Here is a 23,433-nt window from a genome sequence, read left to right as displayed (position 1 = left end):
CTGCGATTGTGCAGAGCTGGAAGCATGGTATTGGTGGAATCCACCAAGCTAATACCATTCTGGAGGCGATCCGTGCAGCTGGACGAATTCGACCGCAAGATCATCGCTGCCCTGCGTGAAGATGCGCGCATGCCGGTAGCGCAAGTGGCCGAGCGTGCGGCGCTATCGGCAACCCCGGTCAGCCGCAGGATCAAGCGGCTGGAAGACGAAGGCGTGATCCGCGGCTATGCTCCGGTGCTGGACCCGCGCAAGCTGGGCTTCGAGCTGGAAGCCTATGTCCTCATAAACCTCAACGCCCACATCGACGAGAACATCGCCCGGTTCGAGCAGGCCATCGCCGAGAACCCCCACGTCATCGCCTGCCACGCGGTGACCGGCGACATGGATTATCTGGTGCGGGTGATCGCGCGCAACGTGGAGCATCTTTCGCAGATTACGCTGCGCACGCTGCTGCGCATTCCGGGGGTGCGCGATGTGAAGTCGATCATCGTGCTGGAAACGGTTAAGGAAACGCAGCCCGTGCCGCTGGATTGAGCGGCGCAGGGTAGCCCCCTCCTCACCGGAGGAGGGGGCAGGGTCTGTTTAACGTGCCAGCAGGTTGCGCGCCTGGCTGGCGATCTGCGCGAGCATGGCCGGACTGACCGCCACTGAATTCTCCGCCCGGTGCACGATCGCACGGAAGTTTTCGAGCGCGCCCAGATGGTCGCGGCCCCATTCCTCGGTGGCGGCGAGCGGATCGCTCTTACCCGCCTTGGTCCGCGCGATGGTGCGCAGGAAGTCGAGGCGCATCTGCTGGAAATCGCGCGCAAGGCCCGCCACCAGCAGGCGCTCCCACGGATCCGACGGGCTCATCATCGCAGCGCTCGCCTGCGCCCAGTCAAGGCCCAGCCCCGCGCCGATACGGGTGAAGGCGGTGACCAGCTTGCGCGGGGCAATGCCCGTCTCGCTCGCCAGTGCGGCGATGCCCACGGCGCCGTCGAGGTCGAACAGGTTCGCCACTTGCGCGGCCACCTCCTCAGGCGCACCGAGATCGGTAAGGCCTGCACGCAGCTTGCGCGAATGTGCCAGCGTACGCTCACCCAGCAGTTCGACGGTGTCGGTGGAGAGGGCGGCGATGCCCTTCTCCAGACGCGCCGCCAGTTCGGACGGAGCGACCCGGCCCGCGCCTGCGCGCAGCAGGTCGGCCATATGACCGCGCGCCGCGTTGGCCACCATTTCGAACAGCGCCACACGTGCAGTCTCCGCCATGGGGGCGATTTCAAGCTGCTCCCACAGCGCGTCCAGCCCGAACAACTGTTCCGCCAGCGCGAAGGCAGCAGCGATCTGCGCGAGGGTGGCGCCTTCTTCCTCGGCCAGTTCGAACGGGGTGACGATGCCAAGGCGGTTGACGATACGGTTGGCCAGCTTGGTGGCGATGATCTCGTTCGCCAGGCGGTGGCCCTTGATGAAGCGCGCGTACTTCTTCTGCATGGCCTGCGGGAAGGTGGCGATCAGCATGTCCGACAGGGTAGGATCGGCGGGGAGGTCGCTGCCCTCGATCGCGGCCTGCAGCACCAGCTTGCCGCTGGACAGCAGCACCGCCAGTTCGGGGCGGGTCAGCCCGCGCCCGTCCTGCGCGCGGCGCGCCAACACATCGTTGTCGGCCAGCCCTTCGGTGCGGCGGTCAAGGTGGCCGCCCTCCTCCATCGTTTCAATCAGGCGGATATGCGAAGGCATGACTTGCGCTCCGCCGCGCTGTGCGATCGAGAGGGCCAGCGCCTGAAGGCGGTTGTCCTCCAGCACCAGCGCGCCGACTTCGTCGGTCATCGAACGCAGCAGTTCAACGCGCTGCGGCTCGGACAGCTTGCCTGCGCGCTTGGCAGCGGCCAGCGCGATCTTGATGTTGACCTCGTTGTCCGAGCAGTCGACCCCGGCCGAATTGTCGATGAAGTCGGCGTTGATGCGCCCACCGCGATCGGCGAATTCGATGCGCCCGGCCTGGGTCACACCCAGATTGGCACCTTCGCCCACGACCTTGACGCGCAGTTCGTTGCCGCTGACGCGCAGGCCGTCGTTGGTGGGATCGCCCACCTGCACGTTGTTTTCGGCGGAAGCTTTCACATACGTACCGATGCCGCCGAACCACAACAGGTCAACCGGCGAACACAGGATCGCGGTGATCAGCGAATCGGGGTCGATCTCGCTCGCACCGATGCCCAGCACGGCGCGGGCTTCTTCGCTCAGCGGGATGGACTTGAGGCTGCGCGGGAATACCCCGCCTCCCTTCGAGATCAGCGCCTTGTCATAATCGTTCCAGCTGGAAACCGGCAGGTCGAACAGGCGCTGGCGTTCCTCCCAGCTTTTCGCCGCATCGGGATCGGGATCGAGGAAGATGTGACGGTGGTCAAACGCAGCAACCAGCTTCAGCGACCTGGACAGCAGCATGCCGTTGCCGAACACGTCGCCCGACATGTCACCGCAACCGACGACGCGGACCGGATCGGCCTGCACGTCCACGCCCATTTCCAGGAAGTGGCGCCGCACCGAAAGCCAGGCGCCCTTGGCGGTGATGCCCATGGCCTTGTGATCGTAGCCATTGGAGCCGCCGCTCGCGAAAGCATCGTCGAGCCAGAAGTCGCGGCCCTCGGCTATGCCGTTGGCAACGTCGGAGAACTTCGCCGTGCCCTTGTCGGCGGCGACCACGAAGTACGGGTCCTCGCCGTCGAGGACGGTCACGCCTTCGGGATGGACCACCTTATCAGCCACGATGTTGTCGGTGATCGACAGCAGGGTGTCGACGAAAACCTCGTAGGAGCCCTGCCCCTCGGCGGCCCATGCGGCGCGGTCGCGAGAGGGATCGGGCAGCAGCTTGGGATAAAAGCCGCCCTTGGCGCCGGTCGGCACGATGACCGCGTTCTTGACGCGCTGCGCCTTCATCAGGCCAAGGATTTCGACGCGGAAATCGTCGCGTCGGTCGGACCACCGCAGCCCGCCGCGCGCGATGGGTCCGGCGCGCAGGTGGATGCCCTCGACGCGCTGCGAATAGACGAAGATCTCGCGCCACGGCACGGGCTTGGGCAGGCCGGGAACAAGTGCGGAATCGAACTTGAAGGCCAGCGCGACATGGCCCGCCGCAGCAAAGGCATTTGTGCGCAGCATGGCCAGCACGATGTCGCGGAAGGCGCGCAGCAAACGGTCGTCGTTGATGGCGCCGACGGCGGCGAGCCCGGTGCGGATCGCTTCCTCGGCATCCTTGCGGGCAAGAACGCGATCGCCGCCGAAGGCAGGTTCATGGATCGCCACGAAAAGGTCGACGATCCCGCGCGTCACCGCCGGCGCGCCCTGAAGCGCGTCGACAACGGTGGGGATGCCGAAGTGCATGGCCGCCTGACGCAAATAGCGATACCAGGCGCGCAGCCAGTTGGCCTCGATGCTGTTCAAACCGAGGCCGGGCACGAGCCGGTTGAAGGCGTCGTTCTCGCCGCCTCCGTTGAGCACGGCGCGCAGCGCGTCTTCGATCATCGGTGCCAGTTCGAGAACTTCATGCACCGGGCGGCCGCCCTGCAGTTCCAGCGTGAAGTCGTGGATCGTACCCAGCTTGCCCTTGTCGAGCGCGGTGGGCACTTCGCCCAGCACGCGGAAACCGAAGTTTTCCAGCGCCGGCACCGCATCGGACAGCGGCAGGCTGCCTTCGGACTGATAGATCTTGAGGCGCAACTGGCCGGCCCCATCGTCATCCCGCGCGTGGAGGCGCACGTCGCGGTTGCCGCCGGCAGCCTCGCTCACGGAAATGCGGCGCAAGTGGGCAATGTCGATCGCCGCCTCGGCCGGGCCGTAGTCGCTGCGATAGCCCATCGGGAAGGCTTCGGCATAACGCCCGGCGACCGCAGCCGCGCGGCCCGGCTCCAACGAGGGCGCCAGCGCTGCTTCGACGGCCTCGGTCCAGCCGCGCAGGATGACCTGGAGGGCATGGTCGAGATCGGCTTCGGACGGCTCGTGGTTCCCCTCGCGCACGTCGAGGGTGTAGCGCAGCATGGCCAGATTGCCGGCTTCGACCTGCAGGCTCCAGTCGAGCGTGGGGGCCTGTGCGGCCTCCTCGATCATTCCCTGGATGCGGCGCTGCATCTGGGTGGAGAGCATGTCGCGCGGCAGCCACACGAAAGCGAAGACATGGCGCATCAGCGGCGAGCGGGTGATCAGCAGGCGCGGCCGCGGACGGTCTACAAGGCCCGTCATCGTCATTGCCAGGCGTTCGACGTCCGCCTCGCCCAGTCCCATGACCAGATCATGCGGCAGGCTGGTCAGTGCATGGGCCAGGGCCTTGCCGGTGTGCCCGGTCGGATCGAGTTCGAGACGCTGCGAGAAGGCTGCCAGCTGTCCGCGAAGGCGCGGCACCCGGTCCGGCGTGGCGGCCAGCGCGGCGCTGGTCCACATGCCGACATGGACGGAAAGCGCGGTAACCTTGCCCTCTTCGATCACCGGCACCAGGAACAGGTCGATCGGCACGCGGCGGTGCACGGTAGCGATGCGGTTCGCCTTGATCGCCATCGGCGCATGAATGCTACCCTGTGCCAGTGCGGCGTCGAAAGCCTCGAAAGCACGGGTGTAGCTGATGTCGGAAAGGACATCCTCATCGTCGATCCGGCATACGCCAAGGCGATCCGAACGCGCCCCGTCCCGCGTGCGGGTGACGTGGCCAAGCTGGGTCAGCATCCCGCCGGCGAACCAGCGCAGCAATTCCGCGCCTTCCTTGTCGGTCCCAGCCTTGTCGATCCGCTCGGCATCGGCAAGCATCGTCTCGACCATCTGCGGCCAGTCGGCCACGGCCGCGCGCACGTCGGCCAGCGTGGTTTCCAGCGAGCGCAGCAATTCGCGGCGTTGGCGGGCATCGATGCGCGCGGTCTCGACGTAGATCATCGATTCGCGGCCCGTCGCTTCCGCCGGATCGCCCGGCAGGCCGGTCAGCTTACCCTTGGCATCGCGCAGCACCGGCACCACCGGGTGGACGAGGCGATCAATCACGAGGCCCGCCTCGGCAATCGCCGCGGCAACCGAATCGACCAGGAAAGGCATGTCGTCGTTGACCAGCGCGATGCGCAGCAGGCGCCGCTCCTCGCTTGCGGAGGCAAGCTCGATCACCGGCTGACCGACATTGCGCTGTGCCGCCGCCGCCAGCAGGAACCGTGCGGCCTCGTCGATCCAGCCGCCCCCCTCGGGTGAGCCGTCGGGCGCAGAATCGTCGGGGCCGTCGCCGGGAAGCAGCGCACCGCGCACTTCTTCGACGATCGCATCGTGCAATTCGGAGGGTTTACGAGCAGTGGCGGCCGCCTTGGCGCCCTGCTTTTTCGTGCCAGCCTTGTCGGCAGCAGCCCGGGTCTTGCCCGAAACGGTCAGTTCGCCTGCGCTCATTGCTTTCTCCGCGATCCTAGATTTTTAGGCCTTGGTGGTCGATCCCGCTTCTATGTCGGGCCCGATCCTGTGCCGGGTACTGCAGCATTTTGACCATATAGGCCGGTTGGAGCGATACTCCACCCATCAGGCAAAGGAATTCACCCAGCCATCGGGGAAGATCATGACAACCGTACTGCGGCCCGGGTGGTGCGACCCGAAGGGTCGGGCACGAGCACGATGAATCGGCCAAGGCTGTAACACAATTCCCGCGTCGCGCAATATTAGTTCAATAGTGCGCAAGTTGTTTCAGATGACCGTGGGGAACATGGTCAGACGCCTGCCAGCGCCCTCGCCGCGGCCCGACGATCTTCCAGCGCGCGGGCCGCCAGAATCAGCGCGCCCATCGGACCTGCATCATCGCCCAGAAGCGGCGGCGTGACCATGCCCGCCAGCTTCTCACGCGTGCAGTCGCGCAAATACCCACCAAGCAGCGCGGGCATGCGGGCGATGGCCATCGGCAGGAGATGCGGCTGCTTGCCGGCAACCCCTCCACCCACGACGATACGTTGCGGAGACACCGTAAGTACGAGCATCGCAAATAGTTCGGCAAGGTCCTGTGCGACCGTTTCCCAGGCCGGATCGTCCGCCGCAACGCGCGACGGATGCGTGCCCAGGCGGGCCGCAAGCGCAGGACCGCTGACGAGTCCCTCCATGCAGTCGCCGTGGAAGGCACAGGCGCCCTCGAACACGTCGCCGGGAACGCGCCGCAGGCGCACATGGCCGATCTCGGGGTGTAGCAATCCGTGCGCCGGTTCGCCTGAGATCAGCACGCCGCCGCCAAGGCCGGTGCCGATGGTGAGATAGACCATGCTCTCGCAGTTGCGTGCAGCACCGAAGCGGTGCTCGGCCAGCGCGGCGCCGTTGACGTCGGTATCAAGACCGACCGGACAGGCAAGCGCTGCAGCGACAGGCCCGGCCACGGCCGCCCCGCTCCAGCCGGGCTTTGGGGTATCGAGCATGAAGCCATGATCCGATGCCTCATGAGAGACGCGCAGAGGGCCGAAGCTGGCAATGCCCACGGCGTCGACCGGCTTGTCGTCACGCCAGCTACGGATCGCATCGATGGCGCGCTCCAGCGTCTCGGTCGGTTCGGTGGTAGGAAATTCCAGACGTTCGTCGATCCGGCCGGGCTGGCCGAGTACGACCACCGTCTTGGTGCCGCCCAGTTCGATACCCGCAAGCTTGTGCATGTTCGCCTGACCCGTCGTTTCAGCGCCCGCTTTTCAGCATGGCGCTAGTACCGTGCAGACGCAACTGCAGGAACGGCGCGAAAGTTCCACCGAAGTGCGACCTGCCCTCCGGTTTCCGCTCCGCTTCGGCGTCATCTATGCCCCAGTAGTCCACGAAGCTGGTCACAGAAAGGTCGGGCAGGACCCACCAGCTATAGGCCTGGAACGGCTCGGCAACCGGATTGGCGAAGACCAGTCCGTGCCCGTTAAGCAATTGCCATGGTCCCTCGATCCGGTCGGCGACGGCGCCGTAGAGGCCGGTCGGGGCCGCGATGCCGGGCGCGAAGACCTTGGCCTGGGTCGACCAGAACAGGTAGAGCCGCCCGCCATACGCAACGACATGAGGCCGCTCCAGTTCGTTGTTGACGCCCGATGCATCGATCAGCGGCCGCAGTTTCTCGAACTCGCCGGTATCGCCTATCGCGCGCCGGGCGCAGCCGATGACGCCGTTATAGCGCCCCAGTTGCAGGGCAGAAGACGCGGTGAACAGAACGTATTCGTCGCCTTGGGGCGTGCGCCAGGTCGCCGGGTCACGAAAGGCCTTGATCTCGCCGACCTGCCCGGTCGCATCGTGACGGCTCATGTAGATCAGATCGACCGGGACAGTCAGTTCCACCGGCTCCGACCACGTTGCGAAGACAGCGCCATTCTCCCCGTCGTCGAGAAGCCGCGTCGTCGCCGCAAAGAGGCGCTGCTGGAACGTCGGCTCCGACTCGCCACGTATGCCGGCGGACGTAAAGTAGAGTGTGACCTTCCCCTCCTCGTAGCGCGCCGAGCCGGACCACTCGCGACTGCCGGGCGTGAAACGTTCGGGGAATGTCGCTCCGATATGGATGAAGCGCCCGTCGATACGGTGGAAATGATGGATGCGTGCGGCGCCGTGCCGCGCCTCGGGATCGTCGAAAGCCGGGGCGGCCAGCGCGAACCACAGTTCTCCCCCGCGCCAGCGCACCGGCATGCCCTTGCCGCAAGCCAGCGGCCAGGCATCCCAGACATCGAGATCGGGTGCAACGCGCTGCACGTCAGCGATTCCCAGAACCGGGGCATGGGGCAGCGTGTGGGCAGCAAGGCCGTTCAGGTCCTGAACAGTCCATTTCAAGGTGACGGGAGATTCGGAAAGGGCGTCGGGAGGCGTCATCGGCACGCGTCGTACAATCGATTGTAATTCATTGTAAATGAAAATCAGACAATCGCCGCATAGTCACCATGCACCGTAAATTACCGTATCTGCAGCGCCTCTTAAGTAAATGCACTCAGGGCATTTCCGCGGCCTTACGGCCTGCAATCGATTCTTATTCATTCGTCCCTGTGCGGGCCTTTGCTTTGCCTATAGGGCCCATCCGGCCGCACAATCGAAAGGGGCTTCGAATGTCGACCGGCACCAGGCCGCACCTTTCGCTAATTCGCATCATCGAGATGAACGTCGGCTTCTTCGGCCTGCAGTTCAGTTTTGGGCTGCAGCAGGCGAACATGGGACCGATCTATGCCTATCTCGGCGCGAGCGAGGCGCTGATCCCCTTGCTCTGGCTCGCAGGCCCGGTGACCGGCCTGCTGGTCCAGCCTTTGGTCGGCGCGATGAGCGATCGCACGCTGTCCCCGCTCGGACGCCGCACGCCTTATTTTCTGGTCGGCGCCCTGCTGTGCTCGGCCGCGCTTTTCGCGATGCCCCATTCCTCGGCGCTATGGATGGCGGCGAGCCTGCTGTGGGTCTTGGACGCGGGCAACAATGTGACCATGGAGCCTTACCGAGCTTATGTCGCCGACCGCCTCCTGCCGCATCAGCGCTCGGTCGGGTTCCTGACCCAAAGCGCATTCACCGGCCTTGCCCATACCGCATCCTACCTTGCACCCTCACTGCTTACCGGCATCGTCGACCGCCACCTCCTCGGACCCAGCGGCATTCCGGAGATCGTGCGACTGGCCTTCCTGATCGGCGCGGTCCTGTCCATCTCGACTATCCTCTATTCGGTGCTGCGCGTGCCAGAATTGCCGCTGAGCCCGGACGAACGCGCCGTCATCGCCGCGCGGCCCCTCACCGTCCGGACCACGCTGGAGGAAATCCGCGCCGCCATCGCCGAGATGCCGCGCCCGATGCGCCAATTGGCCCTGGCCATGCTCTGCCAGTGGTACGCGATGATGGTCTACTGGCAGTACATCGCCTTCGCCCTCTCGCGCTCGCTTTACGGCAGTGTCGACACCGCATCCGAAAACTTCCGCAATGCAGTGCTGACCGGGCAGCAACTGGGGGCGATCTACAACGCCGTTGCCTTCGTCTGCGCGCTGACGCTGATCCCCATCGTGCGGCGGCTGGGCGCGCGCGCGGTCCACGTCGCCTGCCTCGCCGCATCGGGCACCGCGATGATCGCGGTTCCCTTTACCGCCTCGTTCCCGGTTCTGGCCCTCTTGATGGTGGGGATCGGCCTGGGCTGGGCAGGCATGATGGGCAATACTTACGTGATGCTCGCCGATTCGATCCCACCGGCGCGCAACGGCATCTACATGGGCATCTTCAACATGTTCATCGTGATCCCGATGCTGCTGGAGAACCTGACGATGCCGCTGATCTACACGCCGCTCCTGGGCGGAGACGCAGGCAATGCACTGATCCTCGCCGGATTGCTCATGTTGCTGGGTGCAGCGGCGACGCGTTTCGTCAGCGCTGGCGGGCCGCCGAACCGAAACTCGGTTGCTAACTGAACAAGTTACTTCCGGCAACGCAATCGTGGTGATAAGGCTCCGCCCATGGTGGCAGGGTCGGGCAAGAGCAACGGGGAAGACAACGGTACGGACACATCCGCGCCCCAAATAGAGGTACGTACACTTGCCGACCTCGCGCGCGTTGCCGGGGTTTCCGCCGGTACGGTTTCACGCGCTCTTGCAGGCAAATCGCTCGTAAACACCGAAACGCGCGAACGCATCCAGGCTCTGGCCCGGCAATATGGCTTCCGCCCCAACCAGATGGCCAGCAAGCTGCGCTCGCGGCGTACGGGCGTCATCGGCGTGGTGATCCCCTTGGGCCACGAAAAACGCCAGAGTATTTCCGATCCGTTCTTCCTCACCCTGCTCGGCCATCTTGCCGATCAGCTGACCGACAGCGGCTACGACCTCATGCTCAGCCGCGCCATCCCCGACGGCACGACCGACTGGCTTGAGCGCATCACCGGATCGGGCATGGTCGACGGCGTTCTGGTGATCGGTCAGTCCGACCAGTCCAAGATCATCGACCGGGTCGCCGCCAATTATCGCCCGCTGGTCGTCTGGGGCAACCACCGCGAGGGGCAGGTCCACTGCGTTGTCGGCACTGACAACGAACACGGCGGCCGCCTGAGCGCCGAGCATCTGATCGCATCGGGCGCACGCCGCCTGGCCTTCCTGGGTGACACCACCGGGATCGAGATCGAGATGCGACACCGCGGCGCGGCCGCCGCCGCTCAGGCAGCGGGCCTGCCGCTCACCCATATCCCCGTCGCTCTCGCCAATGCCGAGATGGGTCCGCAGATCAAGGCCGCGCTGGCCATGCCGGACCTCGATTACGACGGGATCGTCTGCGCCTCGGACCTGATCGCCATGTCGGCGCTACGCGTCCTCTATGAAACAGGCCGAGCCGTGCCCGATGACACCCAGATTGTCGGCTTCGACGACTTGCCACTGGCCGCGCAGACCATGCCCCCGCTCACCACGATCCGGCAGGAGATCGGGGACGGCGCGCGGGTCATGGTGGAAAAGCTGAAAAGCCGGATCGAGGGCGAGGATACGTCCAGCTTGGCGATGGCGCCCACGCTGATCCGGCGCCGCACCACGCTGCGGTAAACACCCGGCCAAAGGATTTCGCCCTTTACCCCCCACCCGCGATGCCGCTAGTCACACGCTCAAGTCCCGGTGCAATCTGAGGAAGCGTGTGGTTCTGAACATAATGGGTGGCCCCGGATGCTGATCGGGATCGACCTCGGCACGACCAACAGCGCCGTCGCCATCTGGCAGGACGGCGAGGCCCGGCTGGTCCCCAACGCGCTGGGCGAACTGCTCACCCCTTCTGCGGTGAGCATCGCAAAGGACGGGCAGGCCTGGGTCGGCACCCCGGCGCTGGACCGCATGGCCGTCCACCCGCAGGACACCGCTACCAGTTTCAAGCGCATGATCGGCACCCAGCGCACCGCGTGCCTTGCCGGCAAGGAATACAAGCCGGAGGATCTCTCGGCCATCGTCCTGGGCGCCCTCGCCCGCGACGTCGAGGCGCTAACCGGCGAGAAGCCGACCGAGGCGGTCATCACCGTCCCAGCCTATTTCAACGATCGCCAGCGCAAGGCCACACGGCGCGCGGGTGAACTCGCAGGCCTTTCGGTGCGCCGCCTCATCAACGAGCCTACCGCCGCAGCCCTCGCCTTCGGGCTGAAGGACAAGGGCGACCGCGAGCCTTTCCTCGTTTTCGACCTGGGCGGCGGCACCTTCGACGTATCCGTGGTCGAGATGTTCGACGGCATCGTCGAGGTCCGCGCCTCGGCCGGCGACAACCGGCTGGGCGGCGACGATTTCGACGAGGTACTGGCCGCTTTCGCCAAGCCCCGCGTTGATCCCGAAGGCCTGCTGGCCAGCGTGCCGGACGAGCGCCGCGAAGCCCTGCTCAAGCGCGCCGCCGAAACCTGCCGCCGCGCGCTGAGCAGCGCCAGCGAGGCCAAATTCGCGCTGACCATCGGCGAAACGCGCCTTTCCGCCATCGTCACCGAAGCGGAGTTCGAAACCGCCTGCGAACCGCTGATCCGCCGCCTGCGCGATCCCGTGGTGCGCGCCCTGCGCGACTGCGCCATTGAGGCGGCAGAACTGTCCGACGTGGTCCTCGTCGGCGGCGCCACGCGTATGCCGGTGGTGCGCAAGGCGATCACCCGCCTGTTCGGCCGCTTCCCCAATTCCTCGGTCCATCCCGATCATGCGGTGGCACTGGGCGCCTCGATCCAGGCCGGACTGGTGGGCCGCGACGCGGCGCTCGAGGAAATCCGCATCACCGACGTATGCCCCTTCACCCTGGGCATCGAAGTGGCGGAGAACGATCGTTACGGCGGGCTCCAGCGCGGATTGTTCTCTCCCATCATCGAGCGCAACACCCCGGTCCCGGTCAGCCGCGTCAGCAGCTATTCGACCATGGGCGACGGGCAGAAGCAGATCGAATTCGGCATCTACCAGGGCGAGGCGCGCGAGGTTTCGGGCAACGTCAAACTGGGCCAGATTGCCGTCCCCGTGCCGCCGCGCCCTGCTGGCGAGGTGAGCGCGGAAGTGCGCTTCTCCTACGACAGTTCCGGCCTGCTGGAAGTCGACGTGTTCGTTCCGCTGAGCGGCAAAAACCACAACCTCATCATCGTCGACGAGGAGGATCGGCCCGGCACCAGGGACATCGAAAAGCGCCGCGCCGCGCTTGCAAAGCTCAAGTTCCACCCGCGCGAGGAGGCCGGCAACGCCGCCCTGATGGCCCGCGCCGAACGCGCCTATGAGGATCACATCGGCGAGATGCGCCAGATGATCGGGCACTGGATCACCCAGTTCGCCGGCGCGCTCGACACCCAGGACCCGCGCCGCATCGCCGATGCCCGCGACTTCCTCGCCGGCCATCTGGGTGAAATCGACACCTCCAGCCCGCTGTGACAGCGCGGCGAAAGGTGAAGGCGGGCTTATGAGCAGTCGGGGCTTCCCATGGGCGCTGCTGGGCATAGCGGCGACCAGCGATGCCAGGGCCGTGCGCAGCGCCTATGCCGCCCGTATCAAGGCGATGGACCTCGACAGCGATGTCGAAGGCTACGCCCAGCTGCGAAGTGCCCGCGACGCTGCGCTGCGCCTGGCCAGGACGATGCCGCCGCCGGGTACGGAGCAGGCGGCGGAGCCAGACCTTGAGCACGACTGGCAGCCAGTCCCTGAAACGGTGGCCCCTCAAGCACAGCAGGACCTGCCCGAATCTGTTGCAACACCGGAGCCGCTGGCACCGCAATGGCCGCACGGCGCCCCAACGCTTGCCGGTGAATGGCAGGCAGACCCCGCACTCTCGGCCCGCCCCGCCGAACCGCAGGGCGACGAACTGCTGGGCCGTGTATCGCCTGAACCTGCCGCATCCAGCCAAACCGCCAACCGGGAGGCTCCCGCGCCGGGCGGTGCTTATCCTTTCGCCGTACCCCTGCTCGACGGCTTCGAGAACGCGGCGGCGGTGGGGCAGAAGTCGGAACAGTCCCCCTTCACCCTGCTCGCTACGATGCTGGACGTCGATGCCCCCGACCTTTCCCCGATGGATGACGACGAGGAAGCCCGCGCCCGAACGCTGCTGGCCGAGGTCCTCGAAACCGTCCACATGTCCGACATCAGCCGACAGGGCGAGGTGGAAACCTGGCTCGCGGGACTGTTGGCCAATGCCTGGCCTCGTAGTGCGCCTTTGCTGGAAGATGCCGCCGCCGCCTTCGAATGGGAGCGCGAATGGGGCAAGATCGACGCGCGCCCTGCCATCGAATACCTTGGCGCGCGCCTTCGCGGCTACCGCTTCGAACGCAAGGTCCAGCAAAAGGACCACCGCTATCACAAGGCCTGGGCCGAACTGGCCCGCCCCGGCAAAGCCGGTCCGCTGCGCCACCTGCGCGCCAACGGGGCCGATGTGCGCGGATTGCTCGCCGGCATTCGCAAGCATTTTCCGGAGCTGGAGGAACGGCTCGACGCACAGCGCATTACCTCGTGGGAAAGCGGCAATAGCTGGGTAACCGGAACGATCGTCCTGGCCGGACTGATCATCCTCGGCTTCCTGGTCAGTCTTGGTGATTCCAGGGGCAGCGGACCCGATGCGCGCGCGCAGGCCCTCGCCGCGACGGTCGCCGACGTCTTCGGGCTACCCCATGACGCCGAATGGCTGCGCCAGCATCAGCCCGAACTCGCGGCCAAGCTGGCCGACAGCGCCCAATTCACGCCGGATGGCAAGGCGGACCTCACCGCCAGCATGAAGCGGGGCCTCGACATCGTCCGGGGGCGGGCCTACCTCGTCGGCCGCCATCTCGACGGCGAGGATTTCGAGACGACGATGCGTCTGCGCCTCGCCCTTCTCAAGGCCGCGCAGGCCGACAGCATCCTCGCCTGCCACATAATGATGACCTCCGCTTCCCCCCCGCCGACCACGCTGGTCCCTCTCGAAGTGCGCGGGACCGAACGCGCTTTCTACGCCAGTCTTGCATCGCGCGGGCTACTCAAGGTGCCCGACAAGCTCGAAGGTTCCTCGGCCAGTGTTCCGGGCGTACTGGTGGCCGAGGTGATCGCCGCGACGAAGCTGAGCAAGCAGGAAGTCGGCCTCGCCATGCAGGGAAAGAGCAGCGACGCCCACCGCTGCGCCGCCACGGTGGCACTGCTGGAGGCCACGCTCGACTGGAAGGGTGAAGGACGACAGGCGATACTGCAAACGCTTTAGGCGCGGGCGTTCACGCTTCACTCATCCACGCTCCGGTACACCCCTACTCATATAGTGGAAAACTGGAGAGTGCCTCATGCCGATCCGACCCTTACCGCTTGTCGCCCTGACCGCCGCCCTGTGCCTTGGCGCGGCCGCCGTAGCCACCTGGCCCGACACCCCTGCAAATGCCGCCGCCTTCCCTGCCCCCCCCGCCGAGAAAGCCGGGATCAAGGGCGATCAGGTCGCCGTGCTGGCAGGTGGCTGTTTCTGGGGCATCGAGGGCCTGTTCGAACATGTTCGCGGTGTGAAGTCCGTAACGGCGGGCTATGCCGGGGGCGGGAAATCCGATGCGAATTACCGCGCCGTCTCCACCGAAAAGACCGGCCATGCCGAAGCCGTGCGCGTAGTCTACGATCCGACGCAGGTAAGCTACGGCACCCTGCTCAAGGTGTTCTTCTCAGTCGGCCACGATCCGACGCAGCTTAACCGCCAGTTCCCTGATGTCGGCCCCAGCTACCGCTCGGCGATCTTCCCGCAAAACCCCGCCCAGCGCGAGGTCGCTACCAGCTACATCGCCGCGCTCGGCAAGGCGCAGGCCTTCCCCAAGCCAATCGCCACGAAGATCGAGACGGGCGCCTTCTATCCGGCGGAAAGCTATCATCAGGATTTCCTGCGCAGGAATCCCGATAACAGCTACATCCGCCGCTACGACGCGCCCAAGCTGGCGGCACTGCGCACGACCTGGCCAGCGCTGTATCGGTAATGTCCCGCGCCATTGAGCGCTGTCATTGCAAGCGGCGCGTCGCGACGCCCGCAATGACGGACAGGGATCAGATCGACAGTCCGGCTGCCCGGGCGCTCGCCCAGGCCCACTGGAAATTGTAGCCGCCCAGCCAGCCGGTAACGTCCACCGCCTCGCCTATCGCATAGAGCCCCGGGCTTTTGCGCGCTTCCATCGTTTTTGATGAAAGCTCGGCGGTGTCGATGCCGCCAGCGGTGACTTCGGCTTTCGCAAACCCTTCCGACCCATCCGGGATGAACGGCCAGCGCGCCAGCCGCGCCTCGGCCGCGCTCAAAGCCTTGTCGGAAAGATTGCCGATCTCCCCCTCGATGCCCAGCCGTTCGCACAGGGCATCGGCCAGCCGTTCGGGCAGGCCATCGCCCATTGCCTTGCGGAAGGAAAGCCGAGGCCGCTCGCGCTTCACGGCTTTCAGCCAACCCTCGGGCCGGTCCGGCACGAACTGGGCGGTAACGGTATCGCCGCGCTTCCAGTAGCTGGAAATCTGCAGGATCGAAGGGCCGGAAAGCCCGCGGTGAGTGAACAGTGCCGCCTCGCGAAACGCGGGTGCCTTTGCCGCACCGGGGCCGCACCGCACGACGATTTCGGTGGAAACGCCTGACAGGTCGCGGAACAGCGCTTCCTCGCCCGGCAGGGTCAGCGGCACCAGCGCCGGGCGCGGCTGCACCACCTTGAGCCCGAACTGACGCGCAAGATCATAGGCGAAGGCCGTCGCGCCCATCTTGGGGATCGACGGGCCGCCGGTGGCGATCACCAGCGCCGGAGCGCTCGCACTGTGCTGGCCGTAATCGACCCGGTAGCGCCCATCGGTATGTTCGACACCGCCGACCACATCGCCGCAGTGGACGGTGACATCGCCCTTGGCGCATTCCTCCAGCAGCATCGCGACGATCTGCTTTGCAGAACCGTCGCAGAACAGCTGGCCCAGCGTTTTTTCATGCCAGGAGATGTCGTAAGCCTCGATCAGCGCCAGGAAATCCGCCGGAGTGTAGCGGCTGAGCGCGGACTTCGCGAAGTGCGGATTGCTCGCCAGATAGCGGTCGGGCGCGGTGTGCAGGTTGGTGAAATTGCACCGCCCGCCGCCGGAAATGAGGATCTTCTTGCCCGGCTGGTCGGCATGGTCGAGCAGAAGCACCCGCTTGCCGCGCTGGCCGGCGGTGGCCGCGCAGAACAGGCCGGCGGCGCCCGCACCCAGGATGATGGCGTCGTATTCGTTCATGGCAGAGGTCACGCGGCTGCCTCTACTGGCACGAGGTCGAGCGCCAGCGCCTCGGCTACGCGGATACCGTCGACGGCGGCGGAAAGGATGCCCCCGGCATAGCCCGCGCCTTCGCCCGCCGGGTAAAGCCCGCGCGTGTTGAGGCTCTGGAAATCGCGGCCGCGGGTGAAGCGCACCGGCGAGGACGTGCGCGTCTCCACCCCGGTCATGATGACGTCGGGGTGATCGTAACCCGGCACCTGCCGGCCGAACACTGGCAGCGCTTCGCGGATCGCCTCGACCACATAGTCCGGCAGGCACTGCGCAAGGTCGGTGAGGTGGACGCCCGGCTGATAGCTGGGGGTCACATCGCCCAGCTGCGTGGAAGCGCGGCCTGCAAGGAAATCGCCCAGTTTCTGGCCCGGCGCCTTGTAGGTGGAACCTCCGGCCGTGAAGGCCAGCTTCTCGAACTTGCGCTGCAGGGCAATGCCCGCCAGCGGGTGCCCGGGGAAATCGCGCTCGGGCGTGATGTCGACGACGAGGCCGGAGTTGGCGTTGAATTCGGCGCGCGAATACTGGCTCATGCCGTTGGTGACGACGCCGCCTTCCTCGCTGGACGATGCCACCACGCGCCCGCCCGGACACATGCAGAAGGAATAGACGGTGCGTCCGTTACCGGCCTGATACGAGGTCGCGTAAGACGCCGCGCCAAGGATCGGATTGCCGGCGCAGGGGCCGAAGCGCGCCTTGTCGATCCAGCTTTGCGGATGCTCGATGCGCACGCCGATGGCGAAGGGCTTGGCCTCGACATGGACGCCGCGTTCGTGAAGCACCTCGAACGTATCGCGCGCGGAGTGGCCCACCGCCATGATGACGTGGCCGGTTTCCAGAAACGTGCCGTCCGACAGGTGCAGGCCCTTGAGGTAGCGGCCGCCGTCCGCATCTTCCTCGATGGCGAAGTCGTCGACGCGGGTGCTGAAGCGGTATTCGCCGCCCAGCGCTTCGATCGTCTCGCGCATCGACATCACCATGGTGACGAGGCGGAAGGTGCCGATATGCGGGTGCGCCTCGGTCAGGATGTCGTCGGGCGCGCCGGCCTTGACGAATTCGGTCAGGACCTTGCGGCCCAGATGACGCGAATCCTTGATGCGGCTGTAGAGCTTGCCGTCGGAGAAAGTGCCTGCCCCGCCCTCACCGAACTGGACGTTGCTTTCCGGGTTCAGCTGCGACCGGCGCCACAGGCCCCAGGTATCCTGGGTCCGCTCACGCACGGCCTTGCCGCGCTCGATGATGATCGGCCTGAGGCCCATCTGCGCCAGCACCAGCGCCGCAAGAAGGCCGCACGGCCCCGCCCCGATCACCACCGGACGCGGGCCCGCATAACCCTGCGGCGCGCGGGTGACGAATTTATAAGCAGTGTCGGGCGTCGTCCGCACGTGCTGGTCACCGGCAAAGCGGGCGAGCACGTCGGCCTCATCGCGCACCTCGACGTCGAGCGAGTAGATCAGCTTGATCGCGTTCTTTCGCCGCGCATCGTTGCCCCGGCGCACCACGGTCACCCGTTCGAGGTCGGCGGGCGCTATTTCCAAGCGGGCGACTACTGCCGCGTCGAGGTCGGCGGGGGTGTGGTCGAGGGGCAGGGCAAGATCGGTCAGGCGAAGCATCGCAGCGCCTTTATACATTCATGCCGCCCAGCGCCATCACCGCTTGCAGGCGCGCGCGCTGCCCTAACCCGCCAGCTTGCAGGTCCGGCGGTAGAGCAGCGCCGTCAGCACAAAGAACAGCGCGGTGCCGCCCACCAGCGCCGGAACTTCGAAGCCCTCGCCCACCAGCGCCAGCGGAGCGTCGCTGCCCGATGCAGCGACGATCCCGGCGAAAGTGACGCCCCACAGGCTCTCGCCCACGATCAGGCCCGTTGCCGTGAGGACGCCCATGCGCAGCGCGAATTCCGGGTCTTTGCGGCGCCCGGCCCAGCTTTCGTAGAAATGGCCCAGCACCGATCCGATGACCACCGGCAGGATCGCGGCCATCGGCAGGTAAATGCCGATGCCCACGCCCAGCGGCGGCAGGCGCAGCTTGCCAAGCGCGCCCAGCACTTCGTCGAGAATCACGAAGACCACCCCGGCCGCAGCGCCCCAGCCGATCATCGTCCAGTTGAGATCGCCGCCCAGCACGCCCTTGGCCAGCGAGGATATCAGCGCGGCCTGCGGGGCGGGCAGCGCGTTGGGTCCGGCGCCCGGCATCCCGGCGAAACCGAAGGCGGTGTTGAGCAGGTCCAGCACCGGCGGGATCACCAGCGAACCGAAGATCACACCGATCACCAGCGCGACCTGCTGTTTCCACGGCGTTGCGCCGACGAGCTGGCCGGTCTTGAGGTCCTGCAGGTTGTCGTTCGAGATCGTCGCTACGCCAAAGACCACGCCGGTGACGATCAGCGCATAAGCGACCAGCGCCTCGGTGGTCGCAGCGCCCTGCTCGCGGCCGAAAAGGCCCACCAGCATCAGCGATGCCGCGACGACGGAGAGAATGCCGATGCCCGAAACCGGCGAGTTCGATGCCCCGATCAGCCCCGCCATGTAGCCGCAGACCGCCGCGATCATCAGCCCGAAGACGACGATGAACACCACCGCGCCCGCGATCAGCGCCACTTCGCTGCCTTCCAGCGGGCCGCCGACTATGACGCTCCACAGCAGGATCGCGATCGGCACCAGCATCGCAAGCGAACCGAAGAACACCGCCGAGATCGGCAGGTCGCGCTCCTCAAGCGCCAGCGCCTCGCCCGAATGGCGGGCGCGGCTGGCGGCCATGGCGGAACGGATGCCGCCCACCACCGGCCCAGCGATGCGCAGCAGGGTCCACACTGCGGCAACCCCGATCACGCCCGCGCCGAAGAAGCGCACGTCGGCGGAGAAGACGCTCCCGGCCCACGCTGCGACGTCGCCGGCTTGCGGGTTCTGCGCGGTCAGGATCGGCAGCAGCACCCACCAGCCGATGGCAAGGCCAAGAAACATCGCCATGCCCACCGAGAGGCCGACCAGATGCCCGACGCCCAGCAGCGCGAACGAAAGCCCGCCCGAAATGCCGGTCGCGCCCGAACCGGCGCGGAACCACACGGCAGCCTCGCCCGCTACAAGGCGGGTCTGGGTCAGGATCGCAAAGCCCACCGAGGCCAGCGAATTCCAGATCAGCACCGACAGCCCCTTGGCGCTTTCCTCGGCCCCTTCACGTGAGCCGGAACCGATCCGCAGCACTTCGGCGGCGGCGTGGCCTTCGGGATAGGGCAGCGGTGTATCGACCACCAGCGCCCGGCGCAGCGGCACCGAGAACAGCACGCCCAGGATGCCGCCGGTGCCGGTGATCGCGGCGGTGGTCCAGTAGGGGAAGCCCTGCCACCAACCGATCATGACAAGCCCCGGCAGCACGAAGATGATCGCCGCCAGAGTGCCCGCCGCGCTGGCGACGGTCTGGACGATATTGTTCTCCCAGATCGTCGAATCGCGGAAACCGCGCAGGATCGCCATCGAGATCACCGCAGCCGGGATCGAGGTGGCGAACGTCAGCCCGACCTTGAGGCCCAGATAGACGTTGGCGGCGGTGAACAGCAGCGTAATCAATCCGCCCAGCACGACGGCGCGGAAAGTCAGCTCCCTGGCGGAGCGTGCCCCTGCCTGTGCCTGTACCGTTTCGCCTGCCATCGTGTCCTGCCTGCCTGTCTAAACTTGCCGGCGTTCTTGGCATGGCGGCAAGGATCGCGACAGCGCAAATCGCACGAGCGGCACAGCGCGTTTTTTGCCTGCACCGCAAAAAGGTTTCGCCTGTTTCACGCCCCCGTCACATCCCGCCCGGATAAGGGCCGACCATGGACAAATCGACGCGATCTGTGTCGGGGTCGAACCCGGCGGGTGCATTAAGCGGCGCAGCGCCGCTGCGGGTGATCGTGCTCGCCGGCGGAAAAGCCGGCGCCGACCCGCTCGCGCAGGCTTTCGGCATGTCGCACCGCTGCCTGATCCCACTGGCCGGACGCCCGCTGGTGGCCCACGTATTGCAGATCGCCGCGCTCCATCCCGCAGTCGAAAGCCTGGCCGTATCGGTAGAGCGCGAGGCGTTCGACGGCCTGTTCGACGTGCTTTCGCAGCTTCCCGGCCGCGGCATCGTCAAGCTGGTGGAAGCGCGCGAGAACATCGTCGACAGCGTTCAGGCGGCAGCGCAAGGCTGGGACGGCCCGCTGCTCATCACCACAGCCGACCATGCCCTGCTTTCCGCCGGATCGATCGACGCCATGATCGAAGCGCTTGGCGCTACCGGCGGGGCAGAGGTCGCCGTCGCCATGGCCACGCGCGAAACCGTGCGCAGCGCCAACCCGGACGACGCGCTGCTGTTCCACGAATTCGCCGACGACGCCTATGCCAGCTGCAACCTCTATGCCGTGGCCGGACCGGCGGCGCTGGCCGCCGCACAGGTGTTTCGCGGCGGCGGGCAGTTCGCGGGCAATGCCTGGCGGGTGATGCGCGCCTTCGGTTTCGTCAATCTGGTGCTGCTGCGACTGCGGGCGGTGACACTCGCCGATGCCATGGCCCGCGTTTCCACCCGGCTGGGCCTGCGTATCACGCCAGTGGTGCTGGAGGACGGATCCCAGGCGCTCGACGTCGACGACGTGAACACCCATGCGCTGGCCGAACGGCTCCTGGAAGCGCGCGCCGGACTGGCCGGCGCGGCCCCGAACAAGCCTGCGGAGACGTGGCGGGCCCTGGGCTAAACGTTTAGAACTTCACCCCCACCCGCGCATAATAGAACCCGCCGTTGAGCCCGAAGGGCGCGAAGCTGCCGTATTGGCCAGAGCCGTCGAAAGCGATGGCGCCGCTCTTCTCGGGATAGCTGTCGAACAGGTTGTTGGCGCCCACCGCAAGGTCCAGCGCCGAGGTCAGCTGATAGCCGATCTCGGCATCGGCGATCCACTTGGCCCCGAACGAACGGTCGGAGGCGGCGACGTTGCTGGACTCCGTATAGCCTCCGTAGCGTGTGGCGCGCGCCAGCACCTTCACCGGCCCGGACGACCAGTTGCTGGTCAGCACCACTTTGCTGCGCGGCGTCGCGGCAACAAGGTCGCGCCGTGCCTGGCGGCCGAACAGGGTAACGTTGAGGCTGCTCAGCTCAGAAGGGTTGTCGATGACGCTGAGGATCTTCGTCTTGTTGTAGCTGTATGCCGCGCTCAGCCGGAAGGTGCCGACGGACGCGGTATCGAGCGTATATTCGCCCACTACGTCCACGCCGCGCGTGCGGGTATCGATGGCGTTGGTGAAGAACTGCGCGCTGTCCACGTCCTCGACGCCGTTGTCTTCCAGGATCGCCTTGATCGCCGCGCCGCCGTTGGACGCGGTGCCGAGAAATTCGGTTTTCACGATACGGTCGTCAATGCGGATCTGGTAAGCGTCGATGGTCAGGCGCAGTGGCCCGCTTTCATAGGTAATGCCTGCGGTGAAGTTGAGCGACTTCTCCGGCTTCAAGGGCTTTGCCCCCAGCGCCAGCGCCGCGGCGCTGTTGACCGGCAGGAACTTCGAGACCGTCAGCACGCGTTCGTCACCGATGACGGTGACGGTGTTCTGTGTGGTGGAGAACCCCGTCTGCGCCAGAGACGGCGCGCGAAAGCCCGTGTTGACGCCGCCGCGCAGGGCAAGGCCCGGCGCCAGTTCGACGCGGGTCGATGCCTTAGCGCTGAATGTATTGCCGGCGCTGTCGGAATAATGCTCGAAGCGGCCCGCGAGGCCGACGAACCAGCCGCGCGTCACGTCCGTCGACAGATCGACGTAGGCGGCGAGATTGTTGCGGCTAAGGCTGGTTTCGTCCGCCGGGGAGGTGCCGGTGAAGGAGACGAGGCCCGGCGAAGGCGAACGCCCTCCGTAAAGCAGCCCGAACGGCGTGCCGTCAGCCGGGATGCTATAGCCGCCGTCGCGGTAGCTGTCCGGCTCGCCCGCGATGTTCTGGAAGCGCTCCCAGCGATGTTCGACACCGAAGGCCAGGTTGAGCGGCTTGGCGAACCCTACCTCATATTCGTGACTGACATCGAGGTTGTTGACCCACAGGTCCTGCTTCTGGCGGCCCATGAAGAAGCTGGTCGGGCTGTTCGGCCCGAGCGACGGGTTGAGCGTGTTCTCCGCGCCCAGCCTGACGTTGTCCTGTCCATAACTGGTCGACAGGTCGACATCCCATCCGGCCAGCTGCGAGCGGATGCCGAAGGCGGCCTGATAGTCCCACTCGCGAATGCGGCGATAGGCCTGGAAGCCGCCGGGGTATATCTGCGGCAACACCGAAGCGCCCTGAGTGTTGGCCTGCCCGCCATAGCCGGTGGCAGCGGCAACCGAAGCGCCGCGCGCGTCCTTGATATCGCGGTAGCTTACCGTCGAGAACGAATAGAGCGTGGTATTCTCGCCCAGCGGCAGCTTTGCATTGTAGCCGGTGTTGACGATCTTGTCGCGATTGGAGCGGCCATAGCCCCCGGCGATCACATGGTCGGCGCCGGCCTCGCGCGGGTCGGGCTGGCCGTTCACCAGCGGGTAGAGATAAGGGATTGCCTCGGCCGCCGACTTGGCGCGGTCGTGGTACTTGGCCTCCAGCGAAAGGCGCAGGAAGCCGCCGTCGCCCAAGGGGGCGCCGTAGGAGCCGGAAAGCTGCACCAATTCGCCCCCGCCCGCATATTGCTGCCCTCCGGTGAGCGAGAGGTCGCCGCCACGCGCGGTATCGTCGAGGATGATGTTGATGACGCCCGAGATCGCGTCCGAGCCATATTGCGCGGCCGCACCGTCGCGCAGGACTTCGATGTGCCCCACGCCGCTGGTGGGGATGAGGTCGATGTCCACCGGGGTCGAGCCGCCGGAGATGCGAGAGAGGTTGTTGATCAGCGAAGTCGTATGCCGTCGCTTGCCGTTGACGAGGACCAGCACGTAGTCACCCGAAAGCCCCCGGATCGAGATGGGCCGCACGCTTGCCGACGTGCCGCCGCCGCCCAGCGCGGGCATGGTGAGCGAAGGAATGATGTTGCCCAGGATTTCCTTGAGGCCGGTGCGCCCTGTCGATTTCAGTTCTGCCGGGCCGATCACGTCGACCGGGACCGGGCTGTCCGCCACCGATCGCTGCGCCTGTCCACGCGCGCCGGTGACGATGATGGCGCCGCCGTCCGCGTCGGCCGCCTCCGTCGCCGCATTGGCGGCGAGCAGCGGTACGGCCCTGCCCGCTTCCTCCGCATGGACTGTGCAGAAGGGGATCAGGGAAACGCTCGTGGTCAGCGCGAAAAACTTGAAAACTTTCACCAAAGGCCCCCGGTTTTATGGAGTGAATCCGGCCTCAATGACATGTCTACCAATTTAGTAGAAATTGA

The 23,433-nt window shown here is 66.2% G+C and carries 14 protein-coding genes; 7 read left to right on the top strand and 7 right to left on the bottom strand.

Going from position 1 to position 23,433, the window contains the following annotated elements:
* The first annotated feature begins 72 nt into the window (after positions 1-72).
* Positions 73-534 (top strand): Lrp/AsnC family transcriptional regulator, encoded by a 462-nt coding sequence (locus GVL61_RS03900; protein ID WP_159977174.1) that lies wholly within the window; start codon positions 73-75, stop codon positions 532-534.
* A gap of 48 nt (positions 535-582) precedes the next feature.
* On the opposite strand, the gene GVL61_RS03895 is transcribed toward GVL61_RS03900, so the two are convergent.
* The 3 genes from GVL61_RS03895 to GVL61_RS03885 all read right to left on the bottom strand — a co-directional run bounded on the left by GVL61_RS03895 (position 583) and on the right by GVL61_RS03885 (position 7,797).
* Positions 583-5,388, bottom strand: a complete 4,806-nt coding sequence (locus GVL61_RS03895) for an NAD-glutamate dehydrogenase domain-containing protein (protein WP_159977172.1) — start codon at positions 5,386-5,388, stop codon at positions 583-585.
* A gap of 311 nt (positions 5,389-5,699) precedes the next feature.
* Positions 5,700-6,620, bottom strand: coding sequence for an ROK family protein (locus GVL61_RS03890; protein ID WP_159977170.1), 921 nt, complete (start codon positions 6,618-6,620; stop codon positions 5,700-5,702).
* A 19-nt stretch (positions 6,621-6,639) separates the two neighbouring features.
* Positions 6,640-7,797 carry a glycoside hydrolase family 68 protein gene (locus tag GVL61_RS03885; protein WP_159977168.1) on the bottom strand — a complete coding sequence of 386 codons (1,158 nt, stop codon included), beginning with the start codon at positions 7,795-7,797 and terminating at the stop codon, positions 6,640-6,642.
* A 230-nt stretch (positions 7,798-8,027) separates the two neighbouring features.
* On the opposite strand from GVL61_RS03885, the gene GVL61_RS03880 reads away from it, so the two are divergent.
* The 5 genes from GVL61_RS03880 to msrA all read left to right on the top strand — a co-directional run bounded on the left by GVL61_RS03880 (position 8,028) and on the right by msrA (position 14,827).
* Entirely contained in the window at positions 8,028-9,356 is a 1,329-nt protein-coding gene (locus tag GVL61_RS03880; protein ID WP_159977166.1) for an MFS transporter, read from the top strand.
* A gap of 45 nt (positions 9,357-9,401) precedes the next feature.
* Positions 9,402-10,469 (top strand): LacI family DNA-binding transcriptional regulator, encoded by a 1,068-nt coding sequence (locus GVL61_RS03875; RefSeq protein ID WP_159977164.1) that lies wholly within the window; start codon positions 9,402-9,404, stop codon positions 10,467-10,469.
* Positions 10,470-10,586: 117 nt separating this feature from the next.
* The gene (locus tag GVL61_RS03870) at positions 10,587-12,293 is read left to right on the top strand and encodes an Hsp70 family protein (protein WP_159977162.1); all 1,707 of its coding nucleotides are present in this window, start codon (positions 10,587-10,589) and stop codon (positions 12,291-12,293) included.
* A gap of 28 nt (positions 12,294-12,321) precedes the next feature.
* Entirely contained in the window at positions 12,322-14,082 is a 1,761-nt protein-coding gene (locus GVL61_RS03865) for a hypothetical protein (RefSeq protein WP_159977160.1), read from the top strand.
* 76 nt (positions 14,083-14,158) lie between these two features.
* Complete coding sequence (gene msrA / locus GVL61_RS03860) at positions 14,159-14,827, top strand: peptide-methionine (S)-S-oxide reductase MsrA (protein WP_159977158.1); 669 nt, start codon at positions 14,159-14,161, stop codon at positions 14,825-14,827.
* A 67-nt stretch (positions 14,828-14,894) separates the two neighbouring features.
* On the opposite strand, the gene GVL61_RS03855 is transcribed toward msrA, so the two are convergent.
* The 3 genes from GVL61_RS03855 to GVL61_RS03845 all read right to left on the bottom strand — a co-directional run bounded on the left by GVL61_RS03855 (position 14,895) and on the right by GVL61_RS03845 (position 19,756).
* Entirely contained in the window at positions 14,895-16,082 is a 1,188-nt protein-coding gene (locus tag GVL61_RS03855; RefSeq protein WP_159977329.1) for an NAD(P)/FAD-dependent oxidoreductase, read from the bottom strand.
* Positions 16,083-16,090: 8 nt separating this feature from the next.
* Complete coding sequence (locus tag GVL61_RS03850) at positions 16,091-17,725, bottom strand: NAD(P)/FAD-dependent oxidoreductase (RefSeq protein WP_159977156.1); 1,635 nt, start codon at positions 17,723-17,725, stop codon at positions 16,091-16,093.
* A 63-nt stretch (positions 17,726-17,788) separates the two neighbouring features.
* Positions 17,789-19,756 carry an OPT family oligopeptide transporter gene (locus GVL61_RS03845; RefSeq protein ID WP_159977154.1) on the bottom strand — a complete coding sequence of 656 codons (1,968 nt, stop codon included), beginning with the start codon at positions 19,754-19,756 and terminating at the stop codon, positions 17,789-17,791.
* 164 nt (positions 19,757-19,920) lie between these two features.
* Between GVL61_RS03845 and GVL61_RS03840 the strand changes: the two genes are divergently transcribed.
* A complete protein-coding gene (locus tag GVL61_RS03840; RefSeq protein ID WP_159977152.1) occupies positions 19,921-20,817 on the top strand; it encodes a nucleotidyltransferase family protein in 897 nt (298 codons plus the stop codon).
* A 4-nt stretch (positions 20,818-20,821) separates the two neighbouring features.
* On the opposite strand, the gene GVL61_RS03835 is transcribed toward GVL61_RS03840, so the two are convergent.
* Complete coding sequence (locus GVL61_RS03835) at positions 20,822-23,365, bottom strand: TonB-dependent siderophore receptor (RefSeq protein WP_159977150.1); 2,544 nt, start codon at positions 23,363-23,365, stop codon at positions 20,822-20,824.
* Positions 23,366-23,433 lie beyond the last annotated feature (68 nt).

The organism is Novosphingobium sp. 18050, assembly GCF_902706195.1.
In the GTDB taxonomy this organism is placed as follows: Bacteria; Pseudomonadota; Alphaproteobacteria; order Sphingomonadales; family Sphingomonadaceae; genus Novosphingobium.
The sequence above is the reverse complement of the archived record's forward strand: the minus strand, read 5'-3'. Positions and strand labels throughout refer to the sequence as shown.

Coding starts and splice junctions, on each gene's coding strand:
- GVL61_RS03840 (WP_159977152.1), top strand. CDS start 19,921: ATGGACAAATCGACGCGATCTGTGTCGGGGTCGAACCCGGCGGGTGCA.
- GVL61_RS03895 (WP_159977172.1), bottom strand. CDS start 5,388: ATGAGCGCAGGCGAACTGACCGTTTCGGGCAAGACCCGGGCTGCTGCC.
- GVL61_RS03845 (WP_159977154.1), bottom strand. CDS start 19,756: ATGGCAGGCGAAACGGTACAGGCACAGGCAGGGGCACGCTCCGCCAGG.
- GVL61_RS03865 (WP_159977160.1), top strand. CDS start 12,322: ATGAGCAGTCGGGGCTTCCCATGGGCGCTGCTGGGCATAGCGGCGACC.
- GVL61_RS03855 (WP_159977329.1), bottom strand. CDS start 16,082: ATGAACGAATACGACGCCATCATCCTGGGTGCGGGCGCCGCCGGCCTG.
- GVL61_RS03850 (WP_159977156.1), bottom strand. CDS start 17,725: ATGCTTCGCCTGACCGATCTTGCCCTGCCCCTCGACCACACCCCCGCC.
- msrA (WP_159977158.1), top strand. CDS start 14,159: ATGCCGATCCGACCCTTACCGCTTGTCGCCCTGACCGCCGCCCTGTGC.
- GVL61_RS03880 (WP_159977166.1), top strand. CDS start 8,028: ATGTCGACCGGCACCAGGCCGCACCTTTCGCTAATTCGCATCATCGAG.
- GVL61_RS03890 (WP_159977170.1), bottom strand. CDS start 6,620: ATGCACAAGCTTGCGGGTATCGAACTGGGCGGCACCAAGACGGTGGTC.
- GVL61_RS03885 (WP_159977168.1), bottom strand. CDS start 7,797: ATGACGCCTCCCGACGCCCTTTCCGAATCTCCCGTCACCTTGAAATGG.
- GVL61_RS03875 (WP_159977164.1), top strand. CDS start 9,402: ATGGTGGCAGGGTCGGGCAAGAGCAACGGGGAAGACAACGGTACGGAC.
- GVL61_RS03870 (WP_159977162.1), top strand. CDS start 10,587: ATGCTGATCGGGATCGACCTCGGCACGACCAACAGCGCCGTCGCCATC.